The organism is Paraglaciecola sp., from assembly GCF_039943935.1.
GTDB lineage: Bacteria > Pseudomonadota > Gammaproteobacteria > Enterobacterales > Alteromonadaceae > Paraglaciecola.
Genome location: NZ_JBDUZQ010000020.1, coordinates 20,770 through 42,429 on the forward strand (window position 1 = coordinate 20,770; position 21,660 = coordinate 42,429).

Sequence of the window (21,660 nt, forward strand, 5' to 3'; positions counted from 1 at the left end):
TATTACTTAATTTGAAGCTGCTTTTTAAAGTAATTAACTCCTAGCTCCCTAGCTTTAGTTATATTATCGTCGGGTATATTTTCTGGGTTTGGGTAGTTTTTCAAGACTTGCTCCAAGCTGGCTTCTCTTAGTAAGTGTAATATTGGGTAGGGTGACCTATTTGTGTAATTTGCTGCATCATTAACATCTTCACCATCAAAATAATATTCGGGATGGAATGTAGCAAGTTGATATAAGCCACTATACCCACCTTGCTCAATTAGTTGGTTTGCTCTATCAACTAAATCAAGGTAGGTCTCAAAGTCAGAAAATCCTTTTGAGAATATAATAAGAGTTGTTTGTATTTTGTCACTATTATCGAGATTAGCCAGCTCATTTATGACAATATCTAATGCACTTTTTTCATTAATATCATCCGACACATAATATCGAATAGTGTCTCTACTAACTTCTTTTTTAGCAAAAGGGCAAAAATTAAGGCCAATAACCACATCATTTATCCATTTTTTGACTGATGTGATTATTTGTTTTTGATGGTCGGTAATTGTAATCACGAGGCTAGGAATGGTATTTTACATATGACTCTAACGTATTTTCTATTAGGCTTGCTACTGTCATGGGCCCAACACCTCCAGGAACTGGAGTAAGCCAACCCGCTCGGTCAATCGCAGTTACGTGGTCTACATCGCCACCTAAACTACCGTCACTATTACGGTTTATGCCAACATCTATAACAATTGAACCAGGTTTAATCCATTCTCCGGGAATAAATGCGGCTTTCCCTACAGCTACGACTAATAAATCGGCTCTTTCTACATGAGCTTGTAGGTCTTGAGTGAATTTATGACAGCTAGTTACGGTACAGCCAGCTAGTAATAGCTCCATGAACATTGGACGGCCAACAATATTTGAAGCGCCAACAATTACGGCGTCAAGACCTTTTATTGGGCGTTTGGTTGACTCTATTAAGCTCATAATACCTTTTGGGGTGCATGGGCGTAATGCTGGGATACGTTGTGCCAAGCGTCCAATGTTATAAGGATGGAATCCGTCAACATCTTTGTTTGGGTTGATTCTCTCTAAAACTGCTTCTTTATCTAAGCCTGCAGGTAAGGGAAGCTGAACTAAGATACCGTCTATTTCATCATCGATATTTAATTGATCTATAATTGAAATTAATTTCTGTTGTGATGTATTTGCAGGTAGGTCATATGATTTAGATATAAAACCTACTTCATCGCAAGCTTTCCGCTTATTATTAACATAAACATGGGATGCAGCATCACTGCCTACTAAAACCACTGCTAGACCGGGTGCTCGTTTGCCAGCAGAAGTGATCGCTTCCACCTGAACAGCTACATCTTGTCTAATACGTTTAGCAATTAAGTTTCCATCTATTTTTTGTGCGGGCATAAGTCAGTAAACCAAATATATTAAGTGTATCTATTGTCACATACAGCGAGTGATAGTCGCAATTGTGAAGTGATAAAAATGCTTAAGAACGCAATAATTCTTAAGCCATTCTATTAACTTAATGTTATAACGTGAAATACAATCTTTTTGATTAGGTCAAATAATGAAAAAAATACCCAACGAATCCCAGTTATTGAAAAAAGCATTAGTAGTCGGGGAGGCATATGCAAAAAATAGAGGATTTAAAACTTTTTCTGCGACGGATTCATCTAAAGAAAAGGTAGAATGTATCTATAGGTTGTTGGTAAATGACAAATTGATCACCTCTTTACCTGCCGATGGTGAAGATTTACTAAGTATGAAACATAAATTAGCTATATGGCTACGAAATAAACTTCCTAAAGACCATCCATTACTTAAGTAGATAATTGTTGATTTATACGGCTAATATTTCAAAAAATAATCATATTGTCGCAAAAGTGAGCACTTGAAAATAAAGAGTGAAAAAATGTTTGACGAGGTGGGGAGGCAACTGTAATATGCGCCTCCTCGAAACGAGATAGAGAAAACGTTTCGGGTATAGTCGGTGAGTAGCGCAGCTTGGTAGCGCACTTGGTTTGGGTCCAAGGGGTCGCAGGTTCGAATCCTGTCTCACCGACCACTTTCTCTAAGTTAGTTTGATTCGTCGAGCGCCCGTAGCTCAGCTGGATAGAGCAACGGCCTTCTAAGCCGTGGGTCACAGGTTCGAATCCTGTCGGGCGCGCCATGCGATTCCGAGTGGATTTGAATGGTAAGACATATCATTGTTAGCTGCAGTTTTTTCTGTGGTGAGCGTAGCTCAGTTGGTAGAGCCCCGGATTGTGATTCCGGTTGTCGTGGGTTCGAGCCCCATCGTTCACCCCACTCGCGGGAGTGGTGGAATTGGTAGACACGCTGGATTTAGGTTCCAGTGCTTCACGGCGTGAGAGTTCGAGTCTCTCCTTCCGCACCATTTTTGGTTTTATTACTTATATTTGATAAAACTTCTGAATTTCAATTTCTCTATATTCTTCTTAACTCATCTTACCAAAGTATACCTTTAGCCACTAAATATTGTGAATGTCCTGCAATTGCTTCTAATTAAAGCAGGCTATTTTTTATTTTAGTTCTTTTAGGCTCGACTTGGGTTCGGCCTATCGCTATACTACTGCGTCTTTTTATCGGGTGTCCGTTTATTAGTTAGATTAAGTTTTACTAATTTTGGTCATTCTGGCGTGATGATCGCACTGGCAACTATTTAATTGGTTGTGCCGATAAAATCCCATTAATAATTTTTTGTGAGCGCAAATTAAATGCGCCTAATTGAGGTATCAGAATGCAAGTTTCCGTTGAGACGACTCAAGGTTTAGAACGCCGTCTTACTATTACCGTTCCTGCAGATTCAATTGACTCTGCTGTTAAGTCTCGTTTACAGCAATTAGCTAAAACTCAGAGAATCAATGGTTTCCGTCCTGGTAAGGTTCCCGTTACTGTTATCAAAAAGCGTTACGGACAGGCTGTACGTCAAGAGATCGCTGGTGAAGTAATGCAGCGTAATTTTTATGAAGCAATTACTAAAGAAAAAATTACTCCCGCTGGTATGCCAACGTTTGAGATGAAAACAGATGAAGATGGTAAAGACTTGGAATATGTTGCCGCTTTTGAAGTTTACCCAGACGTAGAAGTAAAAGACGTTGAAAAAATCGAAGTTGAAAAGCCAGCGGTTGAAATTGGTGAGAAAGACTTAAGTAACATGATGGATACGTTACGCAAGCAACATGCTAATTATAAAGAAGTTAAACGTAAAATTAAGAAAGATGACAAAGTAACTCTTGATTTCGTTGGTACAATCGATGGTGAAGAGTTTGAAGGCGGAAAAGCTGAAGATTTCTCTTTAGAAATGGGTAAAGATCGTATGATCCCTGGTTTTGAAAAACCGATCGTAGGTCATAAAACAGGCGAAGAAGTTATTGTTGATGTGACTTTCCCTGAAGATTACCATGCAGAAAAGCTTAAAGGTAAAGACGCTCAGTTCACTGTTAATATCAAAAAAGTTGAAGCTTTAAATCTACCTAAGGTAGATGAAGAGTTCGCCAAGCTATTTGGGATAGAAGATGGCAACATCGATGATTTAAATGATGAAGTTCGTAAGAACATGCAACGCGAGTTAGATCAAACTTTAAAAGCATCTGTTAAAGATCAAGTGATTGCCGGTTTATTGGAGAAAAACCAGATTGATCTACCTAAAGCCTTAGTAGATCAAGAAGTTGATGCTCTGCGAGAACAAGCAAAACAGCGCTTTAGTCAGCAACAAGGTGGGAAGGTTGATAATATGCCTGAGTTGCCAGCAGATCTTTTTGAAGAGAATGCTCGTAAGCGTGTAAGTGTAGGCTTGTTATTAGGTGAAGTTATTAAAACTAACAGTATTGAAGTAGATACTGCAAAAGTTGATGCTTTAATTGAAACGGCTGCATCAGCATATGAAGATCCTCAAGAAGTGATCGAGTACTACAAAACTAATGATGAGTTAATGCAACAAATGAATAATGTTGCAATGGAAGAGCAAGCTGTTGAATTACTGCTTGAGCAAGCCAAAGTAAAAGAAGTTAAGAAGTCTTTTGACGATATCATGAACAAACAGGCGTAAATTGCCTTTTGTTAATTGACTTAACTAGTCTGCAACTGCTTAAATGCTCGGTAACTACCGAGCATTTTTATTTGTGAAGAATACTAATTTATGATGAATACACCTTTTGACCCAACAAACGCACTCGTTCCTATGGTGGTTGAGCAAACTGCTAAAGGCGAACGTTCTTATGACATTTATTCTCGTTTATTAAAAGAGAATGTGATTTTTTTAGTTGGCCAAGTTGAAGACCATATGGCTAACTTAATCGTTGCTCAAATGCTATTTTTAGAAGCTGAAAATCCAGAGAAAGATATCTTTTTGTATATTAATTCTCCAGGCGGTTCTGTTACTGCTGGTATGGCTATTTACGATACCATGAACTTCATCAAACCTAATGTCAGTACTGTTTGTATTGGTCAGGCGGCAAGTATGGGCGCATTTTTATTATCTGCAGGTGAGAAAGGGAAGCGTTATTGTCTTCCAAATTCACGAGTGATGATCCATCAACCCTTAGGAGGGTTCCAAGGTCAAGCATCCGATTTTGAAATTCATGCTAAAGAAATCCTTTCTATTAAAGAAAAGCTGAATCGTTTGATGGCTAAGCACACAGGCAAAGACTATGAGTCTGTGGCTAAAGATACTGATAGGGATAACTTTTTAAGTGCAGATGAAGCTATGGAGTATGGTTTGATTGATCAAGTATTGGCTAGTCGCCCAGATGCTCAAACTGAAACTAAAAGCGATATTTAATAAAGTGACTCTTTGAAAAATTTGATTGGAGCCACTATATCTATATTTGTAGTTATAGGGCTTTAATACAAAAGAGCCAGTTTGATATAGGAAAAGATTGTAAATGAGTGATAGCAAAAACAACGATGGCGACAATAAACTTTTATATTGTTCGTTTTGTGGCAAAAGCCAACATGAAGTTCGTAAATTAATTGCCGGACCGTCTGTTTTTATTTGTGACGAATGTGTCGATTTGTGTAATGACATTATTAGAGAAGAAATTAAAGAAATCTCACCCAAGCAAAAACAAGATGAGCTGCCAACGCCTAAAGAAATACATCATCACTTAGATGATTATGTTATAGGACAAGAACACGCCAAAAAAGTTTTAGCTGTCGCAGTTTATAATCACTATAAACGCTTAAGAAATGGTGATGTACATGAAGGGGTTGAGTTAGGTAAAAGTAATATTTTGCTTATTGGGCCAACAGGTAGCGGTAAAACGTTGTTAGCTGAGACTTTAGCTCGATTACTTGATGTACCTTTTACAATGGCTGATGCCACTACCCTGACTGAAGCTGGTTATGTTGGTGAAGATGTAGAAAATATTATACAGAAGTTATTACAGAAGTGTGATTATGACGTTGAAAAGGCGCAGCGTGGTATCGTATATATAGATGAAATAGATAAAATTTCTCGTAAATCAGATAACCCTTCTATTACACGTGATGTATCTGGTGAAGGTGTTCAGCAAGCATTGTTAAAGTTAATTGAAGGTACTGTGGCTTCTGTGCCTCCTCAAGGTGGTAGAAAACATCCACAACAAGAGTTTTTACAAGTTGATACTTCTAAAATATTATTTATTTGTGGTGGTGCTTTTGCTGGGTTGGATAAAGTAATTGAACAGCGTGCACATACAGGAACAGGTATTGGGTTTGGAACACAGATAAAAGATGCCAGCAATAAATCGACCGAAGGTGAGTTATTCAAAAAGGTTGAACCAGAAGATTTGGTAAAATATGGATTAATTCCAGAGTTTATTGGACGTTTACCAGTATTGACAAGCCTAGAAGAATTAAGTGAAGAAGCTTTAGTTCAAATACTAAAAGAGCCTAAAAATGCCATTACTAAACAATACTCTGCTTTGTTTGGTATGGAAAATACCGAGTTAGAGTTTAGAGATGATGCATTACAAGCTATCGCTAAAAAAGCAATGCAACGCAAGACTGGGGCGAGAGGGTTACGCTCGATTGTGGAGGCTGTATTGTTAGATACAATGTATGACCTTCCTTCTGTAGATGACGTTAGTAAAGTCGTTATTGACGAAACTGTTATTAGGGGAGAAACACAACCCATTTTGATATATGACAGTGGTGTTGATAAAAAAGCTGCATCTGAATAAACTTTTTAAAAGGCTCGAAAGAGCCTTTTTTATTAGCCAATTGATAAATTAATTCTGTTTGTTTTAGTTTTTTATTTGAACTTTCCTCTCCTAGCCCCATATATCTGTGATAGCACAGGGATATGTGTCCCATTTATTCATTGATTTAGAGACTCCATATGACAAAAGAGCGAGAAAATAACATCGAGATGCCAGTGTTGGCGTTGCGAGATGTAGTAGTTTATCCACACATGGTAATACCTCTGTTTGTAGGTAGAGAAAAGTCAATTCGTTGTTTAGAAGCTGCAATGGATAAAGATAAGCAAATATTTTTAGTCGCTCAAAAAGACGCTGGTGTAGATGAGCCAGAGCAAGATGATATTTTTACAGTAGGTACAATCGCCACGATCTTGCAATTACTGAAATTACCTGATGGAACAGTAAAAGTATTGGTTGAAGGCAACCACAGAGGAGCAATAGAAGCTTTCGTGAACTCTGAAGATTTTTTTGTAGCTGATATTTCAAGTTCAGTCGATAAAGAGTTAAATGAGTCTGAGCAAGAAGTCTTGATCCGTTCAGCCATCTCCCAATTTGAAGGTTACGTTAAATTAAATAAAAAAATACCGCCTGAGGTATTAACCTCTTTAAGTGGTATTGAAGATGCTGCGCGCTTGGCTGATACCATGGCTGCTCATATGCCTCTAAAGTTGGCTGAAAAGCAAAAAGTGTTAGAAATGCTAAGCATTACAGAGCGTTTAGAGTACTTAATGGCTCTGATGGAAAGCGAAATCGATTTATTACAAGTTGAACGGAAAATTCGAACTCGCGTTAAAAAGCAAATGGAAAAAAGTCAGCGCGAATATTATTTAAATGAGCAAATGAAAGCGATTCAAAAAGAGTTAGGTGAATTAGACGATGCACCAGACGAATTTGAAGCGTTAAGTAATAAAATTGATGATGCTAGGATGCCTGAAGAGGCAAAGAAAAAAGCCTCTGCTGAATTGAACAAGTTGAAAATGATGTCTCCAATGTCAGCAGAAGCATCGGTTGTCCGAAGTTATATTGACTGGCTCACTAATGTTCCATGGGTAAAACGTAGTGCTGTTAAGAAAAACTTAGCGCTTGCAGACGAAGTTCTCAATGCAGACCATTATGGTCTAGATAAAGTAAAAGAACGTATTATTGAATATCTTGCTGTTCAGCAGAGGGTAAAAAAATTAAAAGGTCCAATATTGTGTTTAGTGGGACCTCCCGGTGTAGGTAAGACTTCTTTAGGGCAATCTATAGCTAAAGCCACTGGCAGAAAATATGTTCGTATGGCATTAGGTGGTGTAAGAGATGAAGCTGAGATTCGCGGACACCGAAGAACATATATTGGTTCAATGCCAGGAAAAATGATCCAAAAAATGGCAAAGGTTGGCGTGAAAAACCCGCTCTTTTTATTGGATGAGATTGATAAAATGTCGTCAGATATGCGTGGTGATCCGTCTTCTGCATTGTTGGAGGTTTTAGACCCAGAACAAAACTCAAGTTTTAGTGATCATTATTTAGAGGTCGACTATGACCTCTCTGATGTAATGTTCGTAGCAACTTCAAATAGTATGAATATTCCAGGACCTTTGCTTGACCGAATGGAAGTGATTCGTTTATCTGGCTATACGGAAGATGAGAAGTTAAACATTTCTACACAGCATTTAATTGATAAGCAAATTTCTAGAAATGGCCTTAAAAAGAATGAGTTAGTTATCGAAGAAAGTGCGGTTGTTGGCATTATCCGCTATTACACCCGAGAAGCTGGAGTAAGGAGTTTAGAACGAGAAATTTCTAAAATATGCCGTAAAGCAGTTAAAAATATACTCTTGGATAAATCGATTTCCCAAGTTGTGGTAAACCAAGCTAACTTAAAAGAGTTTTTAGGCGTACAACGTTTCGATTATGGAAAAGCTGACAAATCAAACCAGGTAGGCCAAGTAACAGGGCTTGCGTGGACCCAAGTAGGAGGCGACTTGTTAACTATTGAGACTACTTCTGTAGTAGGTAAAGGAAAAACTACCTTTACGGGCTCTCTAGGTGATGTGATGCAAGAGTCTATTCAAACTGCATTGACCGTTGTGCGTAGTCGAGCTGAAAAGTTACGGATAAATGAAGACTTTCACGAGAAGCGGGATATTCATGTGCATGTACCGGAAGGCGCGACCCCTAAAGATGGTCCAAGTGCAGGTATTGGAATGTGTACAGCACTCATTTCTACACTTACAGGCAACCCTGTTAAATGTGAAGTCGCTATGACTGGTGAAATTACCCTAAGAGGCGAAGTATTACCAATTGGTGGTTTAAAAGAAAAATTGTTAGCAGCGCACCGTGGTGGAATTAAAACAGTAATCATTCCAAAAGATAATGAGAGAGATTTAGAAGACATTCCACATAACGTAAAACAAGACTTAAGTATTCATGCCGTTCAGTGGATTGATGAAGTTTTGAGCTTGGCTTTAGCAGAGGAGCCAGAGAGGTTTGTAGCTATTAAAACCGAAAAGGTTAAAAAATGAGCATAAAGTTCTTTTTTTTAATTATTTTTAAGTTTAAGGGCTTCACTATGCAATAAGTTATGGTAGCCTTTACCGCAGTTTCGCTTAAGGCCTTGTCACAAAAGGGATAGAAGTGATTCAACAAAAGTTAATAACTTGTAAAAAATTGCTTGAAGTTAATATTCAAGCTTGATATAACAATCCGGCATTGCATAGGGCAAGCCATAAGTATAATAACAATTGAAGGGGTTCATATTGTGAATAAGTCAGATCTTATTGATAAAATCGCTGCAAGTGCAGACATTTCTAAAGCAGCAGCTGGCCGAGCGCTAGATGCATTAACTGGCGCTGTTACATCAGCTCTTAAAGAAGGCGACCAAGTTGCTTTAGTTGGGTTCGGTACTTTCTCTGTTCGTGAACGTGCAGCCCGCAGTGGTCGTAATCCTCAGACTGGTGAAACCATTCAAATTTCTGCAGCTAAAGTGCCTTCATTTAAAGCTGGTAAAGCATTGAAAGACGCTTGTAACTAATCAAAAGTTTGTTATTTTACAAAGGCGATGATTTATCATCGCCTTTTGTTTATGTGCTGTTTTATTTTATCCCATCTTACTTTTCCAGATATTGTCCTTTTCAACGATAACAATCTTAATAATTGTAAATGTTTGGTATATAATCCCGCTCGCTTACGATTGAGGCTAACCTAGTATTAAGGTGTCTCAATGCTTATCAATAATAGCTCATTTGGAGTTTGGACTTTAGTATGTTGGAAAGAATTAGAGAAGGATCACAAGGCCCTTGGGCTATTGGGATTTTAGCATTAGTCATTTTAAGTTTTATTTTTGCTGGGGTAGGCAGTTATGTCAACTCGTCATCTTCAGTTGCTGCTGCTTCTGTTAATGGAGAGGAAATTAGTAGTACTGAATTAGAACAGGCGTATGAGAATGAACGTGCTCGAATGGAGTCGCAATTTGGTGATGCATTTGCAACTTTAGCAAGTGATACGGCATATTTGCAAAACTTTAGACAGGGCGTTTTAGATCGACTGATAAGTGAAAAACTATTAGATCAAGCCGCAGTTGACTTAGGGCTTAGGGTGAGCGACGCTCAAATAAAAGAAGCAATTGTTGGTATGCAAGAATTTCAAGTTGACGGAAAATTTGATAACGACAGGTATCTAATTATTTTACGTCAAGCTGGTTTTCAACCAAATAACTTCAGAGACTACATGCGCGTTGATATGATTCGTCGCCAATTATCTAGCTCGTTAATGGGATCAGAGTTTGCCTTAGAACAAGAAGCTAGTAACGCTTACGCTATTCAACAGCAAACCCGCGACATTAAATTTGTAACAGTGCCTAAAGCTAGTTTTGAAGAACAAGTTGAGGTTACACAAGAACAGATTGATAACTATTACCAGAGTAATATTGACCTATTTGACACTGAGCAAAAAGTAAGTGTGGCATATGTTGAGCTTAAGTTAGAAGATTTGATGGCTGATATTCAGGTATCTGATGATGAGTTGAAGGAGTTTTATCAACAAAATTCAAGTGCTTATCGTACAGAAGAAGAACGTCAAGTTTCACATATATTATTAGAGAGTGCAGAAGAAGATTCTTCAATTGCCACTGAGGCGGAAGAGATTTTAACGAAGTTAAAAGCTGGCTCTGACTTTTCTGATCTTGCCAAAGAGCTTTCTAGTGATACGTTTAGCGCAGAGAACGGTGGTGATTTAGGCTGGTTTGGAAAAGGCATAATGGACCCGGCCTTTGAAGAAGCAGCTTATTCGCTAGAAAATGTCAACGATCTGAGTTCAGTAATTAAAAGTGCCTTCGGTTATCACATCATCAAGTTAACGGATGTTAAACCAGAGCAAGTTACTAGCTTTGAAGATGTGAAAGAGGACATTATTGCTGAAGTGAAAACGGCGAAAGCCGAAGATGAGTTTTATGAGGTGACGCAACGCTTAGCTGAGGTGGCTTTTGAAGTACCAGATAACTTGAATGAAGTTGCAGAGTTAGCTGGTAAACCAATAACTAAAAGTGAGTTATTTAGCCGCAACGAGGCTCCTCAAAACTTATCAAACCCAAATATATTGAGCAGTGTTTTCAGTGTGGAGTTAATTGAAGATGCCGTAAATAGTGAAGTCATCGAAGTGGCAAACAACCATATTGTTATACTTAGAGTCGCTGATTATGAGCCTGAGAGAACTATGGCTATTAATGAAGTATCTGAACAAATACAGCAAACCTTGTCTGATCAAGCAGCACAGCAAGCAGCAAAAGACTGGGCTGTGGAGGTTAAAGATTTAATTGCTAATAATGAAAATGTGGATTCGAAATTGTCTCAATTAGAATTAACTTGGGAGTCTCAACAAGGTGTTGCTAGAAGTAATACTTCTTTGTCACAAAGTATTGTTCAGGGCGTTTTTGCAGCGGCTGAGAATCACACCAAAGTAGTTGATTTAATTAACGGTGATATCAGTTTAGTTCAAGTCACTAAAGTAATTGAGGCTCCAACTGCTGATGAAACCCAACTTGCTGCGTTAAAAAGCCGGTTAGCTTCAACTAAGGCTCAATTACTATTTAGTGGTGTTGTTGAATCACTTAAAGCTGAAGCTGATATAGAAATTTATTTATAGGTATTGTTTAAACAGAGTCATAAAAAAGAGCTGAAACGCTCTTTTTTATTGTCTGGATTAATGGGTTAACCACAATAAACTAGTGTAAAAAAGGGCTACAACTGTAGATAGTATTACTATATAAATGAAGCCTTGCTTGCCTTGTTTTAAGCTATAACCCTTGGATTTCAAATATAGAAACCAAAGTAAACAAAGCACTACAGGTAATAAAAAAAGAAATCGAATAATCAAGTGAGTATTTTCCAAGTTTTTAGTTCTAGAGAGATTCTAGGGCGGAATAATAGGCAACTCAAGCAGCATTACACTATTTACTCTAGTCAAGCTCTAGTTATTTAGCTTCAATTTGCATATAATCCGCGCGAATTTTTAATGTAACTGTTTTATACAGTTGAACCTTATTTTTAATTGGAGTTTAAGAAGATGGCTTTAGAGCGCACTTTTTCTATTATAAAACCTGATGCCGTTGCTAAAAATGTTATTGGTGCAATTTACAATCGTTTCGAGTCTGCTGGTTTGAGGCTTGTTGCTTCTAAAATGATTCACCTTAGTAAAGAACAAGCAGAAGGTTTTTATGCAGAGCATAGCGAACGTCCTTTTTTCGCTGGTTTGGTTTCTTTTATGACTTCAGGACCTGTTATGGTTCAAGTTTTAGAAGGTGAAAACGCAGTTGTAAAAAACCGAGAAATTATGGGAGCTACTAACCCAGCAGAAGCGTTAGCAGGTACTTTACGTGCTGATTACGCTGCTTCTATTGATGAAAATGCTTGCCATGGTTCAGATGCTCCAGAATCAGCCGCTCGAGAAATTGCATATTTCTTTAGTGATGAAGAGATTTGCCCTCGAACTCGCTAAGCTAGCAGGTTCGCAAAAAAGGGAGCTTAGGCTCCCTTTTTGTTTTAAATTCCTTTGGATAATTAAATGGTATTTATTGCTCTGCAAAAAACAGACAATTCAGTTAAAATATCATGGAACACATAACGCACTGAGGTTTACTTTGAGCACCGAACTGGCATCTGGCCAACCAACTAAAATAAATTTACTTGATTTTAATAGAGCTGGCTTACGCACTTTTTTTGCAGAAATGGGAGAAAAACCGTTTAGAGCTGAGCAGGTGATGAAATGGGTTTATCAACAAGGTGTCTCTGACTTTGATGAAATGACTAACCTTAATAAAGTATTGCGCGAAAAGTTAAAATATAAGTGTGAAGTTAAAGCGCCAGAAATTGCCTACCAACAAAATGCTACAGACGGCACTATAAAATTTGCACTAAAGCTTGAAGGTGGACAAGAAGTAGAAACTGTGTGGATCCCCGATGGGGATAGGGCTACATTGTGTGTTTCCTCTCAAGTAGGATGTGCTCTAGAATGTACGTTTTGTTCTACAGCGCAGCAAGGCTTCAATCGTAACTTAAAAGTTTCTGAAATAATTGGCCAAGTTTGGCGTGTTGCTGTCGCGATTGGATTAAATAAAGATACAGCTAAACGTCCTATAACGAATGTTGTTATGATGGGAATGGGCGAGCCTCTTTTAAATGTTAAACATGTCGTGCCTGCTATGGAGCTAATGATGGACGACTTAGCGTTTGGTTTGTCTAAACGCCGTGTTACATTGAGTACATCAGGTGTGGTTCCTGCTTTAGATAAGTTGGCGGGCCAGATTGATGTAGCATTAGCCATATCGTTACATGCGCCTGACAATACATTACGGGACGAAATTGTACCAATTAACAAAAAGTACCCTATCGATGTATTTTTAGCGAGTGTAAGAAGATATTTGGCGAAGTCTAATGCGAATCAAGGTAAGGTTACAGTAGAATATGTGATGCTCAATGGTATAAATGATAGTACAGACCAAGCTCATGCTTTAGCGAAGGTACTAACGGGTACTCCATGTAAGATTAATTTGATACCTTTTAATCCATATCCTGGCTCACCTTATACCTGTTCAAGTAACTCTCGGATTGATAGATTTGCTAAAGTTTTAATGGAATATGGCATAGTAGTCGTAGTTAGACGGACAAGAGGCGATGACATCGATGCTGCGTGCGGGCAGCTTGTAGGAGATGTTGTTGACCGAACTAAAAGAATGTTGAAAAAACAGATAAAGGGCGAGAATATTTCAGTCAAAATGGCACAATAATATTCATTAGTTAATACTTAAATAGGCTCTAATAAAAAATGATTAAAGTATTTGGCGTTAGTTTTACAATACTAATCTTGCTCAGTGGCTGTGTGACCCAAACAGGGCCAGGTACTGTTCAAAAAGGGTTTGATCGTGACAAGGCCGCCGAAAACCGTGTCTCGTTAGGGCTAACTTATCTTAAAAATGGAAATTTCAGTAGCGCTAAATTTAATTTAGATAAGGCATTAGACTTTGCACCTAGGTCTGCTGATGCTAATTATGCAATGGCTTACTATTATCAAAGCGTAGGTGAGTTAGAGCAAGCTGAAGAGGCATATCAATATGCTATGGATCTTGAACCAAATAATGCTGACATTGCAAATACATATGGCGCTTTTTTATGCCAAAATGGTCAATATGAAAAAGCAAAAGAGTATTTTTTAAAGGCAGTTAACACCAGTAGTTATATTTCAAGCGCTCAGACTTACGAAAACTTAGCTTTGTGTAGTCAAAGCCAAGGACGTGCCGAAGAAGCGGTCGAATATTTCAGAAGCGCAGTGAATCATCAGCCTTCTCGCACTAATAGCTTGTATCTACTGGCTCAGTCTCTGATCGATACCCAGCAATGGGTCGAGGCTAAAGATATTTTCAAACGTTATGAAAAGGTATCACGAGTTTCTCCTCAGAGTTTATTGATGGCAGTGGCGATTGAAGATGGCTTAGGAAATGGCAGTGTATCTAAAGGCTATTCTGACATGCTAGTTCAATTGTATCCAAGTAATCCATTAACACTAGACTTTCTAAAAAATAAAAAAAATGCAGCTGAAGTCAAACTTCAGTCATCAGGTATTGGCATTTTTAATAAGAATCAAGTTGTCACTACCACTCGAGCAAATATCGAACCTGCAAAACAAAGTAGTTCTCCAATTGTCTCAATTGCCCCGCCAAACGATGAGTTTGGCAAGACCGCAATAAAAGGTACACAAGTAACGCAACCCAAAGTCTCAGATAAGACTCTCCCAGTTGTAGTTGAAAGTGAAGTTGCAGTTAAAGAAATAAGTACCCCTGCTTACCATGTGGTCAGTCGAGGAGAAAACCTGTACAGAATTTCTCTGCAATACAACATCAAGATGCAAACACTGGTAGAGTGGAACAATTTGGCTGATGAATCAGAAATTTATAATGGTATGCGACTTTCTTTAGTCGAGCCGGTCTCCGTTGAGTAAAAATATAAATATGAGTGAAGAACAAGAAGAGCAGGTTGTAAAAAGCCCTGGTCAATTATTAAAAGAAGCACGTCAACGAGCAAACTTATCTGCACAAGACATTGCTGATAAAGTACGTTTGAAAAAAAGTCTTATAGCCGATATTGAAAACGATAATTATGAATTAGATATTTCACTTACCTTTTTACGGGGATATATCAAACTGTACGCTAAGCAAGTTCAAGTTTCAGAAGTTGAGGTGATGGCTGCGTTTGATAATTTGAACACCCAAAATAAAGAACCTGCTAAGGTTAAGAGCTTTTCAAGACGAGTTGCCAATCAAGCAAATGACGACAAGTTAATGTTGCTAACATACCTTGTAATATTGGTGGTGATTGCATTAGTGGTTATATGGTGGTTCCAGCAAGATAAAGGCCTATCCGAGTCATTAACTGCACCTCAGGAATCTTCAGCCACCCCAGTAAGTCAACATGAATCCGTTGTTACCAATACGATAGTAGTCTCTATCGATGAAAATGAAGTAGATTCACAGCCAGTGTCGATTTCTGTTTCAAATGACAATACGTTAATTGTTCCCGAAACAGTTGAAAATGAATTGGTTATTACCGATTCTGAAGAGGAAGTGAGCAGTTTTGAAGACATAGATACTCCACAAAGTGACACTGTTGCTCCCGTTGAATTAATATTTGAATTCTCTGGAGATTGCTGGATGAACCTTTCTGATGCAACGGGAGAAAATATTGCTTATGGTGTAAAAGTTAAAGGGCGAGTGATGCCCGTTACTGGTGTTCCTCCATTCACTATTACCTTAGGGGCTTCAGAAGTCGTAAAGATTAGTTATGCAGGACAGCCTGTTGATTTGTCTTTCTTACCTCTTGGGCAGATTGCTAAGTTTAATTTACCACTTTCAGAATAACCGAGTTTAGTTACTATTATGTTTGCAGAATCTCCTATAAAACGTCGTAAATCAAAACGTATCAACGTAGGCAAGGTTCCTATCGGTGATGGTGCACCAATCGCTGTGCAATCGATGACAAATACCTTAACTACGGATGTAGAAAAAACTGTCGCACAAATCAATAGAATTCAAGCTGTAGGTGGGGAGATCGTGCGTGTTTCTGTACCCACTATGGATGCTGCTGAAGCATTTAAGCTAATTAAACAACAGGTGTCTGTTCCGTTAATTGCAGATATTCATTTCGACTACCGCATAGCGTTGAAGGTGGCAGAGTACGGAGTTGATTGTCTTAGAATTAACCCTGGAAATATTGGCAGTATGGATCGTGTACGAGCTGTGGTTGATTGTGCAAAGGACAAAAATATTCCTATTCGAATTGGTGTGAATGGTGGATCGTTAGAAAAAGACTTGCAAGAAAAGTACGGTGAGCCGACACCAGCAGCGTTAGTCGAATCAGCAATGCGCCATGTAGATATATTAGATAAATTAAACTTTGATCAATTTAAAGTGAGTGTAAAAGCCTCTGATGTATTCTTGGCCGTTGGCGCATATCGTGAATTGGCCAAACAAATTGAGCAACCATTACATTTAGGAATTACTGAGGCTGGTGGTATAAGAGCTGGAGCGGTAAAAAGCTCTGTAGGCCTAGGAATGCTGCTCGCAGAAGGTATAGGAGATACTGTGCGAATTTCTTTAGCGGCAGACCCAGTGGAAGAAATAAAAGTGGGCTTCGATATTTTAAAGTCTTTGAGAATACGTTCTCGAGGAATTAATTTTATCGCTTGCCCAAGCTGTTCTAGACAGGAGTTTGACGTGATAGATACGGTTAATGCTCTTGAAGAAAGACTCGAAGATTTATTAACGCCAATGGACGTATCAATTATTGGTTGTGTCGTTAATGGCCCTGGTGAAGCTGAAGTCTCTGATCTAGGATTAACTGGCGCCCGAAACATGAGCGGTTTCTACTTAGATGGTAAGCGTCAAAAAGAACGTTTAAATAATAATGATTTAGTCGATCAGCTCGAAAGACGAATTCGTGCCAAAGCAAGCCGTATCGAAGAGAAGAGCCAAATTGCCGTTAAACAGCTTAGTTAGGTGTTAATTCACTGAAAGACGCTAATTTGGACTGTTTTTCTAAATCAAAATTTTACGTTTATGATCAAAGCCCCTATAATGCGGGGCTTTTTTTAATTATCGCATAAGAGAATATTTTTTCGTGTCAAAACAAATTCAGGCTATTCGAGGAATGAATGATTGCTTACCCACTGACACTGGGCTCTGGCAATTTGTTGAATCTACTATCCGCCAAGTTGTAGCTAGCTATGGTTACAACGAAATTCGTACTCCCATTGTAGAAAGCACTGGTTTATTCAAACGTTCTATTGGTGAAGTAACTGATATTGTAGAAAAAGAAATGTACACTTTCTCAGATCGCAATTCTGATAGTCTCACCTTGCGTCCAGAAGGCACTGCAAGCGTGGTTCGAGCCGGTAATGAGCATGGCCTGTTGTATAATCAGCAACAGCGCCTATGGTATTTAGGACAAATGTTTCGTCATGAACGGCCTCAAAAAGGGCGCTATCGTCAATTTCATCAGTTTGGTGTAGAGGTCTTTGGTCTAGCAGGGCCCGACATAGACGCAGAAGTTATTTTATTAAGTGCAAGATTATGGAAGAAGTTTGGCATAAGTCAGCATGTTACTTTAGAAGTTAATTCACTTGGGTCGTCTGAAGCTAGAGCTGCTTACAAAGAGCAACTTGTGTCGTACCTTAACGAGCGAAAAGAGCTGTTAGATGAAGATAGTTTACGCCGTTTAGAAACCAACCCATTAAGGGTTTTAGATAGTAAAAACCCACAAGTTCAAGATGCTGTAAAAGATGCACCTAAACTAATTGATTGCCTGGATGAGGAGTCTGAAAAACATTTTAAAGGTTTATGTGAACGATTAGACAGCTTTGGCATCCAATATCGTGTTAATCCAGCCCTCGTTCGTGGGTTAGATTATTATAATCGAACTGTCTTTGAATGGGTGACTGAAAGTTTAGGTTCACAAGGTACTGTGTGTGCCGGTGGTCGCTACGACGGTTTAGTTGAGCAATTAGGTGGTAAATCTACACAAGGTGTAGGGTTTGCTATGGGCTTAGAACGTTTGATTTTGATGTTACAAACATTAGGGTTAGATAAAAATATCTCACCTTCTGTAGATATATATATTACAGCAATGGACGAGTCAGTTGAGTTATATGCTAGGAAAATTAGTGAGTCATTACGGGATGCGATACCGCATCTTAAAGTAATGAACCATAATGGTGGCGGTAACTTTAAGAAACAAATGAAGCGAGCTGATAACAGCGGTGCCAAGTTGGCATTGATTATTGGTGAAAATGAAAAAGAAACACAGCAAGTAGCGATCAAATATTTGCGAGAGCAGCAAGCTCAACAATTAATTAAAAGTGATGAGTTGACTGGTGTTATAAAACAAATCTTTGGTTTCTAACTGTAAAGTCAGTTTTAGAGAATTAACGAATTAACAATAGTATTATCTATCTAAGATAATCTAGCAGTAAGAGGAATAGGTGATGGAACAGTACGAAACAGAAGAACAGCAAGTTGAAGCCATTAAACGCTTTTGGAAAGAAAATGGTAGTGCCCTAATTATTGGTGCTGTTCTAGGGTTAGGTGGTCTATATGGCTGGCGTTATTACAATGACTCACAAATTTCGACTAAAGAGCAAGCTTCGATGGCATATGAGACCGCAACCGTAAAGCTCGCTCAGGATGAGAAAGGATTTACAGAAGCAAAAGCTTATCTAGATGACCATGCCGGAACAGGGTATGCAACATTAATGGCTTTAGAAGTCGCGCAAAAGGCTGCCGAAAGAGAAGATTTCGCAGAAGCAGCACAACAACTTGAGTTTGTTGCTAATAATGCAGAGCTATCTACTGTTCAATTCGTAGCGCGACTTCGCTTGGCGAGGATTCAACTTGCTCAAGGCGAGTTTGATTTAGCCATTGCTAGTGCAGATAAAGTCACTGTTGACGCTTTTAAAAGCCAATCCCTGGAAATTAAAGGGGATGCGTACTTAGCACAACAGTTATTTGATAAAGCAAGAGCTGCGTATAGTTCTGCTTTAGAAAATGGTGAACGGAATCAAAATTTGAAAATGAAACTGGATAATTTAGCTGTGGCTGCAAATGGGTAAGGTGGTACGAGTGAAGCATTTTATTCTCAGCATTTTGCTTGCTAACGTTATATTGCTAAGTGGTTGTACAACGGTGGCAAATTGGTTTTATGATGATGAAGAATTAGAAATAAGACGATTAAAACCTATAGAACAACAGTTTACACCAACAGTGGTTTGGTCAAAAGATTTAGGAAATGGTATTAATGGGTTCTATTCTAAATTGCATCCTGCCGTTGCTTATGACATGGTTTTCGCAGCCAATAGACAAGGTTTAGTTGCTGCTTTTGAGCAAGATACAGGGAAAAAAGTTTGGTCAACAAATTTTGCTATTTTTGAAGATACCAGCTGGACCAGTTTCATCACAAATTTGTGGGATGATGGCACACCAGCAAAAATTGCCGGTGGATTGAGTGTTGCTTATGAAACTGTATTTTTTGGCACCGAAAATGGTGAGGTTATAGCTTTAGATGCCAACACTGGTGAGCAAAAGTGGAAGGTCATGGTAAAAGGAGAAGTATTGGCATCGCCAGCCGTAGAAGGTGGTGTGGTGGTTGTGAATACTGGTTCAGGTTTTGTATTTGCTTTAAATGCTAGTACAGGCGAAGAAGTATGGGCTTTTGAGTCAGATGTTCCCCCTCTATCTTTAAGAGGAGTGTCTTCACCAGCAGCCGTAAATGGTGGAGCAATAATAGGTACTGCAACAGGTAAGCTTGTGGTAAATATTTTAGAGTCAGGGCAAACGGCTTGGGAGCAAGTAGTGTCTGCGGCAACTGGTGTAACAGAGTTAGAGCGTATCGTTGATATTGACAGCCAACCCTTAGTTTCAGGTGGGATAATATATGTTATTTCATATGATGGTTCACTTGCTGCAGTTGAGTTACGAACTGGCCGTGTAGTTTGGAAACGAGAATATAATTCATACCGTCGCTTAACCATTGATAGTTCAACTCTATACCTAGTGGACGCCAATAGTACAGTTTATGCATTGGATAGCCGTAATGGAGTTGAAATGTGGAGTCAAAGCGCCCTTAAGAAGCGCCTGCTAACTGGAGCTACTCCAGTTGGGGACTATTTAGTATCGGGAGATGAATACGGCTATTTACACTGGTTTAGTAAAGAAGATGGTAGCTTAGTCGCGCGTCTTGAGGTCGGTGATGATGATGATGATGAAAGTATTTTTCATGCTCCCGTTGAAGCCAATGGTATACTTTATACACAAACACGTGATGGTAAGTTAGTGGCAGTGCAAACCCCTTAAAAGTTAACCTTGTCGGAGTGACTCCGATTAAAAACTTAGTAAGTTTTAATGCGGCTTGGAAACATTTATGTTCTCTAAGCCGTTTTTGTCTATAGGAAAAAGTTTATGTTACCCGTTGTTGCTCTTGTTGGCCGCCCTAATGTTGGAAAATCAACCTTGTTTAACCGTCTTACTCGGACTAGAGATGCTTTGGTGGCAGACTTCCCAGGGTTGACCAGAGACAGAAAGTATGGCCAAGTTAAGTATGAAGGTCTGCAGTTTATTGTAGTAGACACTGGCGGAATAAGTGGTGATGAACAGGGCATAGACATGGCTATGGCAGAGCAATCATTATTGGCCATTGTCGAAGCAGATATCGTATTGTTTTTGGTTGATGCTCGCACTGGCATGACAGGCGCTGATCAAGGCATAGCTGAGCATCTAAGAAAACAAGATAAGCCAGTTTATGTTGTGGCGAATAAAGTTGATGGCATTGATGGAGATAGTGAAAGCGCTGATTTCTTTGCTCTGGGGTTAGGCTCTGTAAACCAAATCGCTGCGGCTCATGGGCGAGGGGTAACGCAATTATTGCAGCATACTTTAGTCCCCATTTCTGACAGTTTCCCTGATATGCATATACCAGAAGAAGTTGAGGAAGAACTAACCGAAGAAGATGCGGCGATGCAGTTAGAAAAACTGCAAGCATTACCTATTAAGCTAGCCATTGTTGGTAAACCAAATGTGGGCAAGTCGACCCTTACAAACCGCATTTTAGGTGAAGAGCGAGTCGTGGTTTATGATGAACCTGGCACTACTCGAGATAGTGTTTTTATTCCTATGGAGCGTGACGATAGAAAATACATACTTATCGATACTGCGGGTGTAAGAAAAAGGCGCAATATTTCTGAAGCAATTGAAAAGTTCTCAATTGTTAAAACCTTACAAGCCATCGAAGAAGCTAACGTTGTATTGTTCGTGGTAGACGCCCAAGAAGGCATAACCGACCAAGATTTGAGTTTATTAGGCTTTATATTAAATGCTGGGCGGTCTTTAGTTGTTGCAGTTAATAAGTGGGACGGATTAGACAAAGATATCAAAGACGAAATTAAACGAGAGCTAGATAGACGTTTAGGTTTTATTGATTTTGCTCGGTTACACTTTATTTCGGCTTTACATGGGACCGGAGTAGGGCATTTATTTGAATCAGTACAAGAAGCTTATGCCTCCGCTACTAAACGTATTAATACGGCTATGCTGACACGAATAATGGATATGGCTCAAGATGATCATCAACCGCCTATGGTACGTGGTCGTCGTGTTAAGTTGAAGTACGCTCATGCTGGTGGTTACAACCCGCCTATTGTGGTTATCCACGGAAACCAACTTAAAGACTTGCCGGATTCATATAAACGGTACTTGATGAATTACTTTAGAAAATCTTTAAAGGTTATGGGTACACCAATCAAGATAGAGTTTAGAGATTCTGTTAATCCTTTTGAGTCTGATCACAGTCAGCTGAATGACTCTCAAAGACGTAAACGCAGACAATTAATGCGTATGCATAAAAAATCCAAGTAGTGTTAACCACTTGGATTTTGC

Annotated in this window: 18 protein-coding genes and 4 tRNA genes; 20 read left to right on the forward strand and 2 right to left on the reverse strand. The window is 38.9% G+C overall.

Annotation, left to right across the window (positions count from 1 at the left end):
- Positions 1-2: 2 nt before the first annotated feature.
- A complete protein-coding gene (locus tag ABJD71_RS10560; protein WP_348168578.1) occupies positions 3-554 on the reverse strand; it encodes a DUF1415 domain-containing protein in 552 nt (183 codons plus the stop codon).
- A 4-nt stretch (positions 555-558) separates the two neighbouring features.
- Positions 559-1,413: a bifunctional methylenetetrahydrofolate dehydrogenase/methenyltetrahydrofolate cyclohydrolase FolD gene (folD, locus tag ABJD71_RS10565; protein WP_348168581.1), complete on the reverse strand. Its 855-nt coding sequence runs from the start codon at positions 1,411-1,413 to the stop codon at positions 559-561.
- Between the two features lie 163 nt (positions 1,414-1,576).
- Between folD and ABJD71_RS10570 the strand changes: the two genes are divergently transcribed.
- The 20 genes from ABJD71_RS10570 to der all read left to right on the forward strand — a co-directional run bounded on the left by ABJD71_RS10570 (position 1,577) and on the right by der (position 21,639).
- The gene (locus ABJD71_RS10570; protein WP_348168584.1) at positions 1,577-1,837 is read left to right on the forward strand and encodes a DUF5062 family protein; all 261 of its coding nucleotides are present in this window, start codon (positions 1,577-1,579) and stop codon (positions 1,835-1,837) included.
- Between the two features lie 160 nt (positions 1,838-1,997).
- Positions 1,998-2,074: transfer RNA gene (locus ABJD71_RS10575), tRNA-Pro, on the forward strand.
- 28 nt (positions 2,075-2,102) lie between these two features.
- A tRNA-Arg gene (locus tag ABJD71_RS10580) sits at positions 2,103-2,179 on the forward strand.
- A 61-nt stretch (positions 2,180-2,240) separates the two neighbouring features.
- A tRNA-His gene (locus ABJD71_RS10585) sits at positions 2,241-2,316 on the forward strand.
- A 3-nt stretch (positions 2,317-2,319) separates the two neighbouring features.
- Positions 2,320-2,404, forward strand: a tRNA-Leu gene (locus tag ABJD71_RS10590).
- Between the two features lie 363 nt (positions 2,405-2,767).
- Entirely contained in the window at positions 2,768-4,078 is a 1,311-nt protein-coding gene (gene tig, locus ABJD71_RS10595; RefSeq protein ID WP_348168587.1) for a trigger factor, read from the forward strand.
- Positions 4,079-4,168: 90 nt separating this feature from the next.
- Positions 4,169-4,810, forward strand: coding sequence for an ATP-dependent Clp endopeptidase proteolytic subunit ClpP (gene clpP / locus ABJD71_RS10600; RefSeq protein WP_348168590.1), 642 nt, complete (start codon positions 4,169-4,171; stop codon positions 4,808-4,810).
- A 103-nt stretch (positions 4,811-4,913) separates the two neighbouring features.
- Positions 4,914-6,191, forward strand: a complete 1,278-nt coding sequence (clpX, locus tag ABJD71_RS10605) for an ATP-dependent protease ATP-binding subunit ClpX (RefSeq protein ID WP_348168593.1) — start codon at positions 4,914-4,916, stop codon at positions 6,189-6,191.
- Between the two features lie 158 nt (positions 6,192-6,349).
- Entirely contained in the window at positions 6,350-8,716 is a 2,367-nt protein-coding gene (lon, locus tag ABJD71_RS10610) for an endopeptidase La (RefSeq protein ID WP_348168595.1), read from the forward strand.
- Between the two features lie 236 nt (positions 8,717-8,952).
- Positions 8,953-9,225: a nucleoid-associated protein HU-beta gene (gene hupB, locus ABJD71_RS10615; RefSeq protein ID WP_348168598.1), complete on the forward strand. Its 273-nt coding sequence runs from the start codon at positions 8,953-8,955 to the stop codon at positions 9,223-9,225.
- Positions 9,226-9,455: 230 nt separating this feature from the next.
- The gene (locus tag ABJD71_RS10620; RefSeq protein WP_348168600.1) at positions 9,456-11,333 is read left to right on the forward strand and encodes a SurA N-terminal domain-containing protein; all 1,878 of its coding nucleotides are present in this window, start codon (positions 9,456-9,458) and stop codon (positions 11,331-11,333) included.
- Positions 11,334-11,753: 420 nt separating this feature from the next.
- A complete protein-coding gene (gene ndk, locus ABJD71_RS10625) occupies positions 11,754-12,185 on the forward strand; it encodes a nucleoside-diphosphate kinase (protein ID WP_348168603.1) in 432 nt (143 codons plus the stop codon).
- A 142-nt stretch (positions 12,186-12,327) separates the two neighbouring features.
- Positions 12,328-13,473 (forward strand): bifunctional tRNA (adenosine(37)-C2)-methyltransferase TrmG/ribosomal RNA large subunit methyltransferase RlmN, encoded by a 1,146-nt coding sequence (locus ABJD71_RS10630; protein WP_348168606.1) that lies wholly within the window; start codon positions 12,328-12,330, stop codon positions 13,471-13,473.
- 38 nt (positions 13,474-13,511) lie between these two features.
- On the forward strand, positions 13,512-14,681 hold the full coding sequence (gene pilW, locus ABJD71_RS10635) for a type IV pilus biogenesis/stability protein PilW (protein ID WP_348168609.1): 1,170 nt from the start codon (positions 13,512-13,514) through the stop codon (positions 14,679-14,681).
- A gap of 10 nt (positions 14,682-14,691) precedes the next feature.
- A complete protein-coding gene (locus ABJD71_RS10640) occupies positions 14,692-15,597 on the forward strand; it encodes a RodZ domain-containing protein (protein ID WP_348168612.1) in 906 nt (301 codons plus the stop codon).
- A gap of 18 nt (positions 15,598-15,615) precedes the next feature.
- A complete protein-coding gene (ispG, locus tag ABJD71_RS10645; protein ID WP_348168615.1) occupies positions 15,616-16,734 on the forward strand; it encodes a flavodoxin-dependent (E)-4-hydroxy-3-methylbut-2-enyl-diphosphate synthase in 1,119 nt (372 codons plus the stop codon).
- 121 nt (positions 16,735-16,855) lie between these two features.
- Positions 16,856-18,136 carry a histidine--tRNA ligase gene (gene hisS, locus ABJD71_RS10650; protein ID WP_348168618.1) on the forward strand — a complete coding sequence of 427 codons (1,281 nt, stop codon included), beginning with the start codon at positions 16,856-16,858 and terminating at the stop codon, positions 18,134-18,136.
- An 82-nt stretch (positions 18,137-18,218) separates the two neighbouring features.
- Positions 18,219-18,842, forward strand: a complete 624-nt coding sequence (locus ABJD71_RS10655) for a tetratricopeptide repeat protein (RefSeq protein WP_348168621.1) — start codon at positions 18,219-18,221, stop codon at positions 18,840-18,842.
- Positions 18,843-18,852: 10 nt separating this feature from the next.
- A complete protein-coding gene (gene bamB, locus ABJD71_RS10660; protein WP_348168624.1) occupies positions 18,853-20,082 on the forward strand; it encodes an outer membrane protein assembly factor BamB in 1,230 nt (409 codons plus the stop codon).
- Positions 20,083-20,187: 105 nt separating this feature from the next.
- The gene (gene der / locus ABJD71_RS10665; RefSeq protein ID WP_348168627.1) at positions 20,188-21,639 is read left to right on the forward strand and encodes a ribosome biogenesis GTPase Der; all 1,452 of its coding nucleotides are present in this window, start codon (positions 20,188-20,190) and stop codon (positions 21,637-21,639) included.
- Positions 21,640-21,660: the final 21 nt, after the last annotated feature.

Coding starts and splice junctions, on each gene's coding strand:
- ndk (WP_348168603.1), top strand. CDS start 11,754: ATGGCTTTAGAGCGCACTTTTTCTATTATAAAACCTGATGCCGTTGCT.
- ABJD71_RS10620 (WP_348168600.1), top strand. CDS start 9,456: ATGTTGGAAAGAATTAGAGAAGGATCACAAGGCCCTTGGGCTATTGGG.
- clpX (WP_348168593.1), top strand. CDS start 4,914: ATGAGTGATAGCAAAAACAACGATGGCGACAATAAACTTTTATATTGT.
- folD (WP_348168581.1), bottom strand. CDS start 1,413: ATGCCCGCACAAAAAATAGATGGAAACTTAATTGCTAAACGTATTAGA.
- ABJD71_RS10640 (WP_348168612.1), top strand. CDS start 14,692: ATGAGTGAAGAACAAGAAGAGCAGGTTGTAAAAAGCCCTGGTCAATTA.
- tig (WP_348168587.1), top strand. CDS start 2,768: ATGCAAGTTTCCGTTGAGACGACTCAAGGTTTAGAACGCCGTCTTACT.
- ispG (WP_348168615.1), top strand. CDS start 15,616: ATGTTTGCAGAATCTCCTATAAAACGTCGTAAATCAAAACGTATCAAC.
- lon (WP_348168595.1), top strand. CDS start 6,350: ATGACAAAAGAGCGAGAAAATAACATCGAGATGCCAGTGTTGGCGTTG.
- pilW (WP_348168609.1), top strand. CDS start 13,512: ATGATTAAAGTATTTGGCGTTAGTTTTACAATACTAATCTTGCTCAGT.
- clpP (WP_348168590.1), top strand. CDS start 4,169: ATGATGAATACACCTTTTGACCCAACAAACGCACTCGTTCCTATGGTG.
- der (WP_348168627.1), top strand. CDS start 20,188: ATGTTACCCGTTGTTGCTCTTGTTGGCCGCCCTAATGTTGGAAAATCA.
- ABJD71_RS10655 (WP_348168621.1), top strand. CDS start 18,219: ATGGAACAGTACGAAACAGAAGAACAGCAAGTTGAAGCCATTAAACGC.
- ABJD71_RS10570 (WP_348168584.1), top strand. CDS start 1,577: ATGAAAAAAATACCCAACGAATCCCAGTTATTGAAAAAAGCATTAGTA.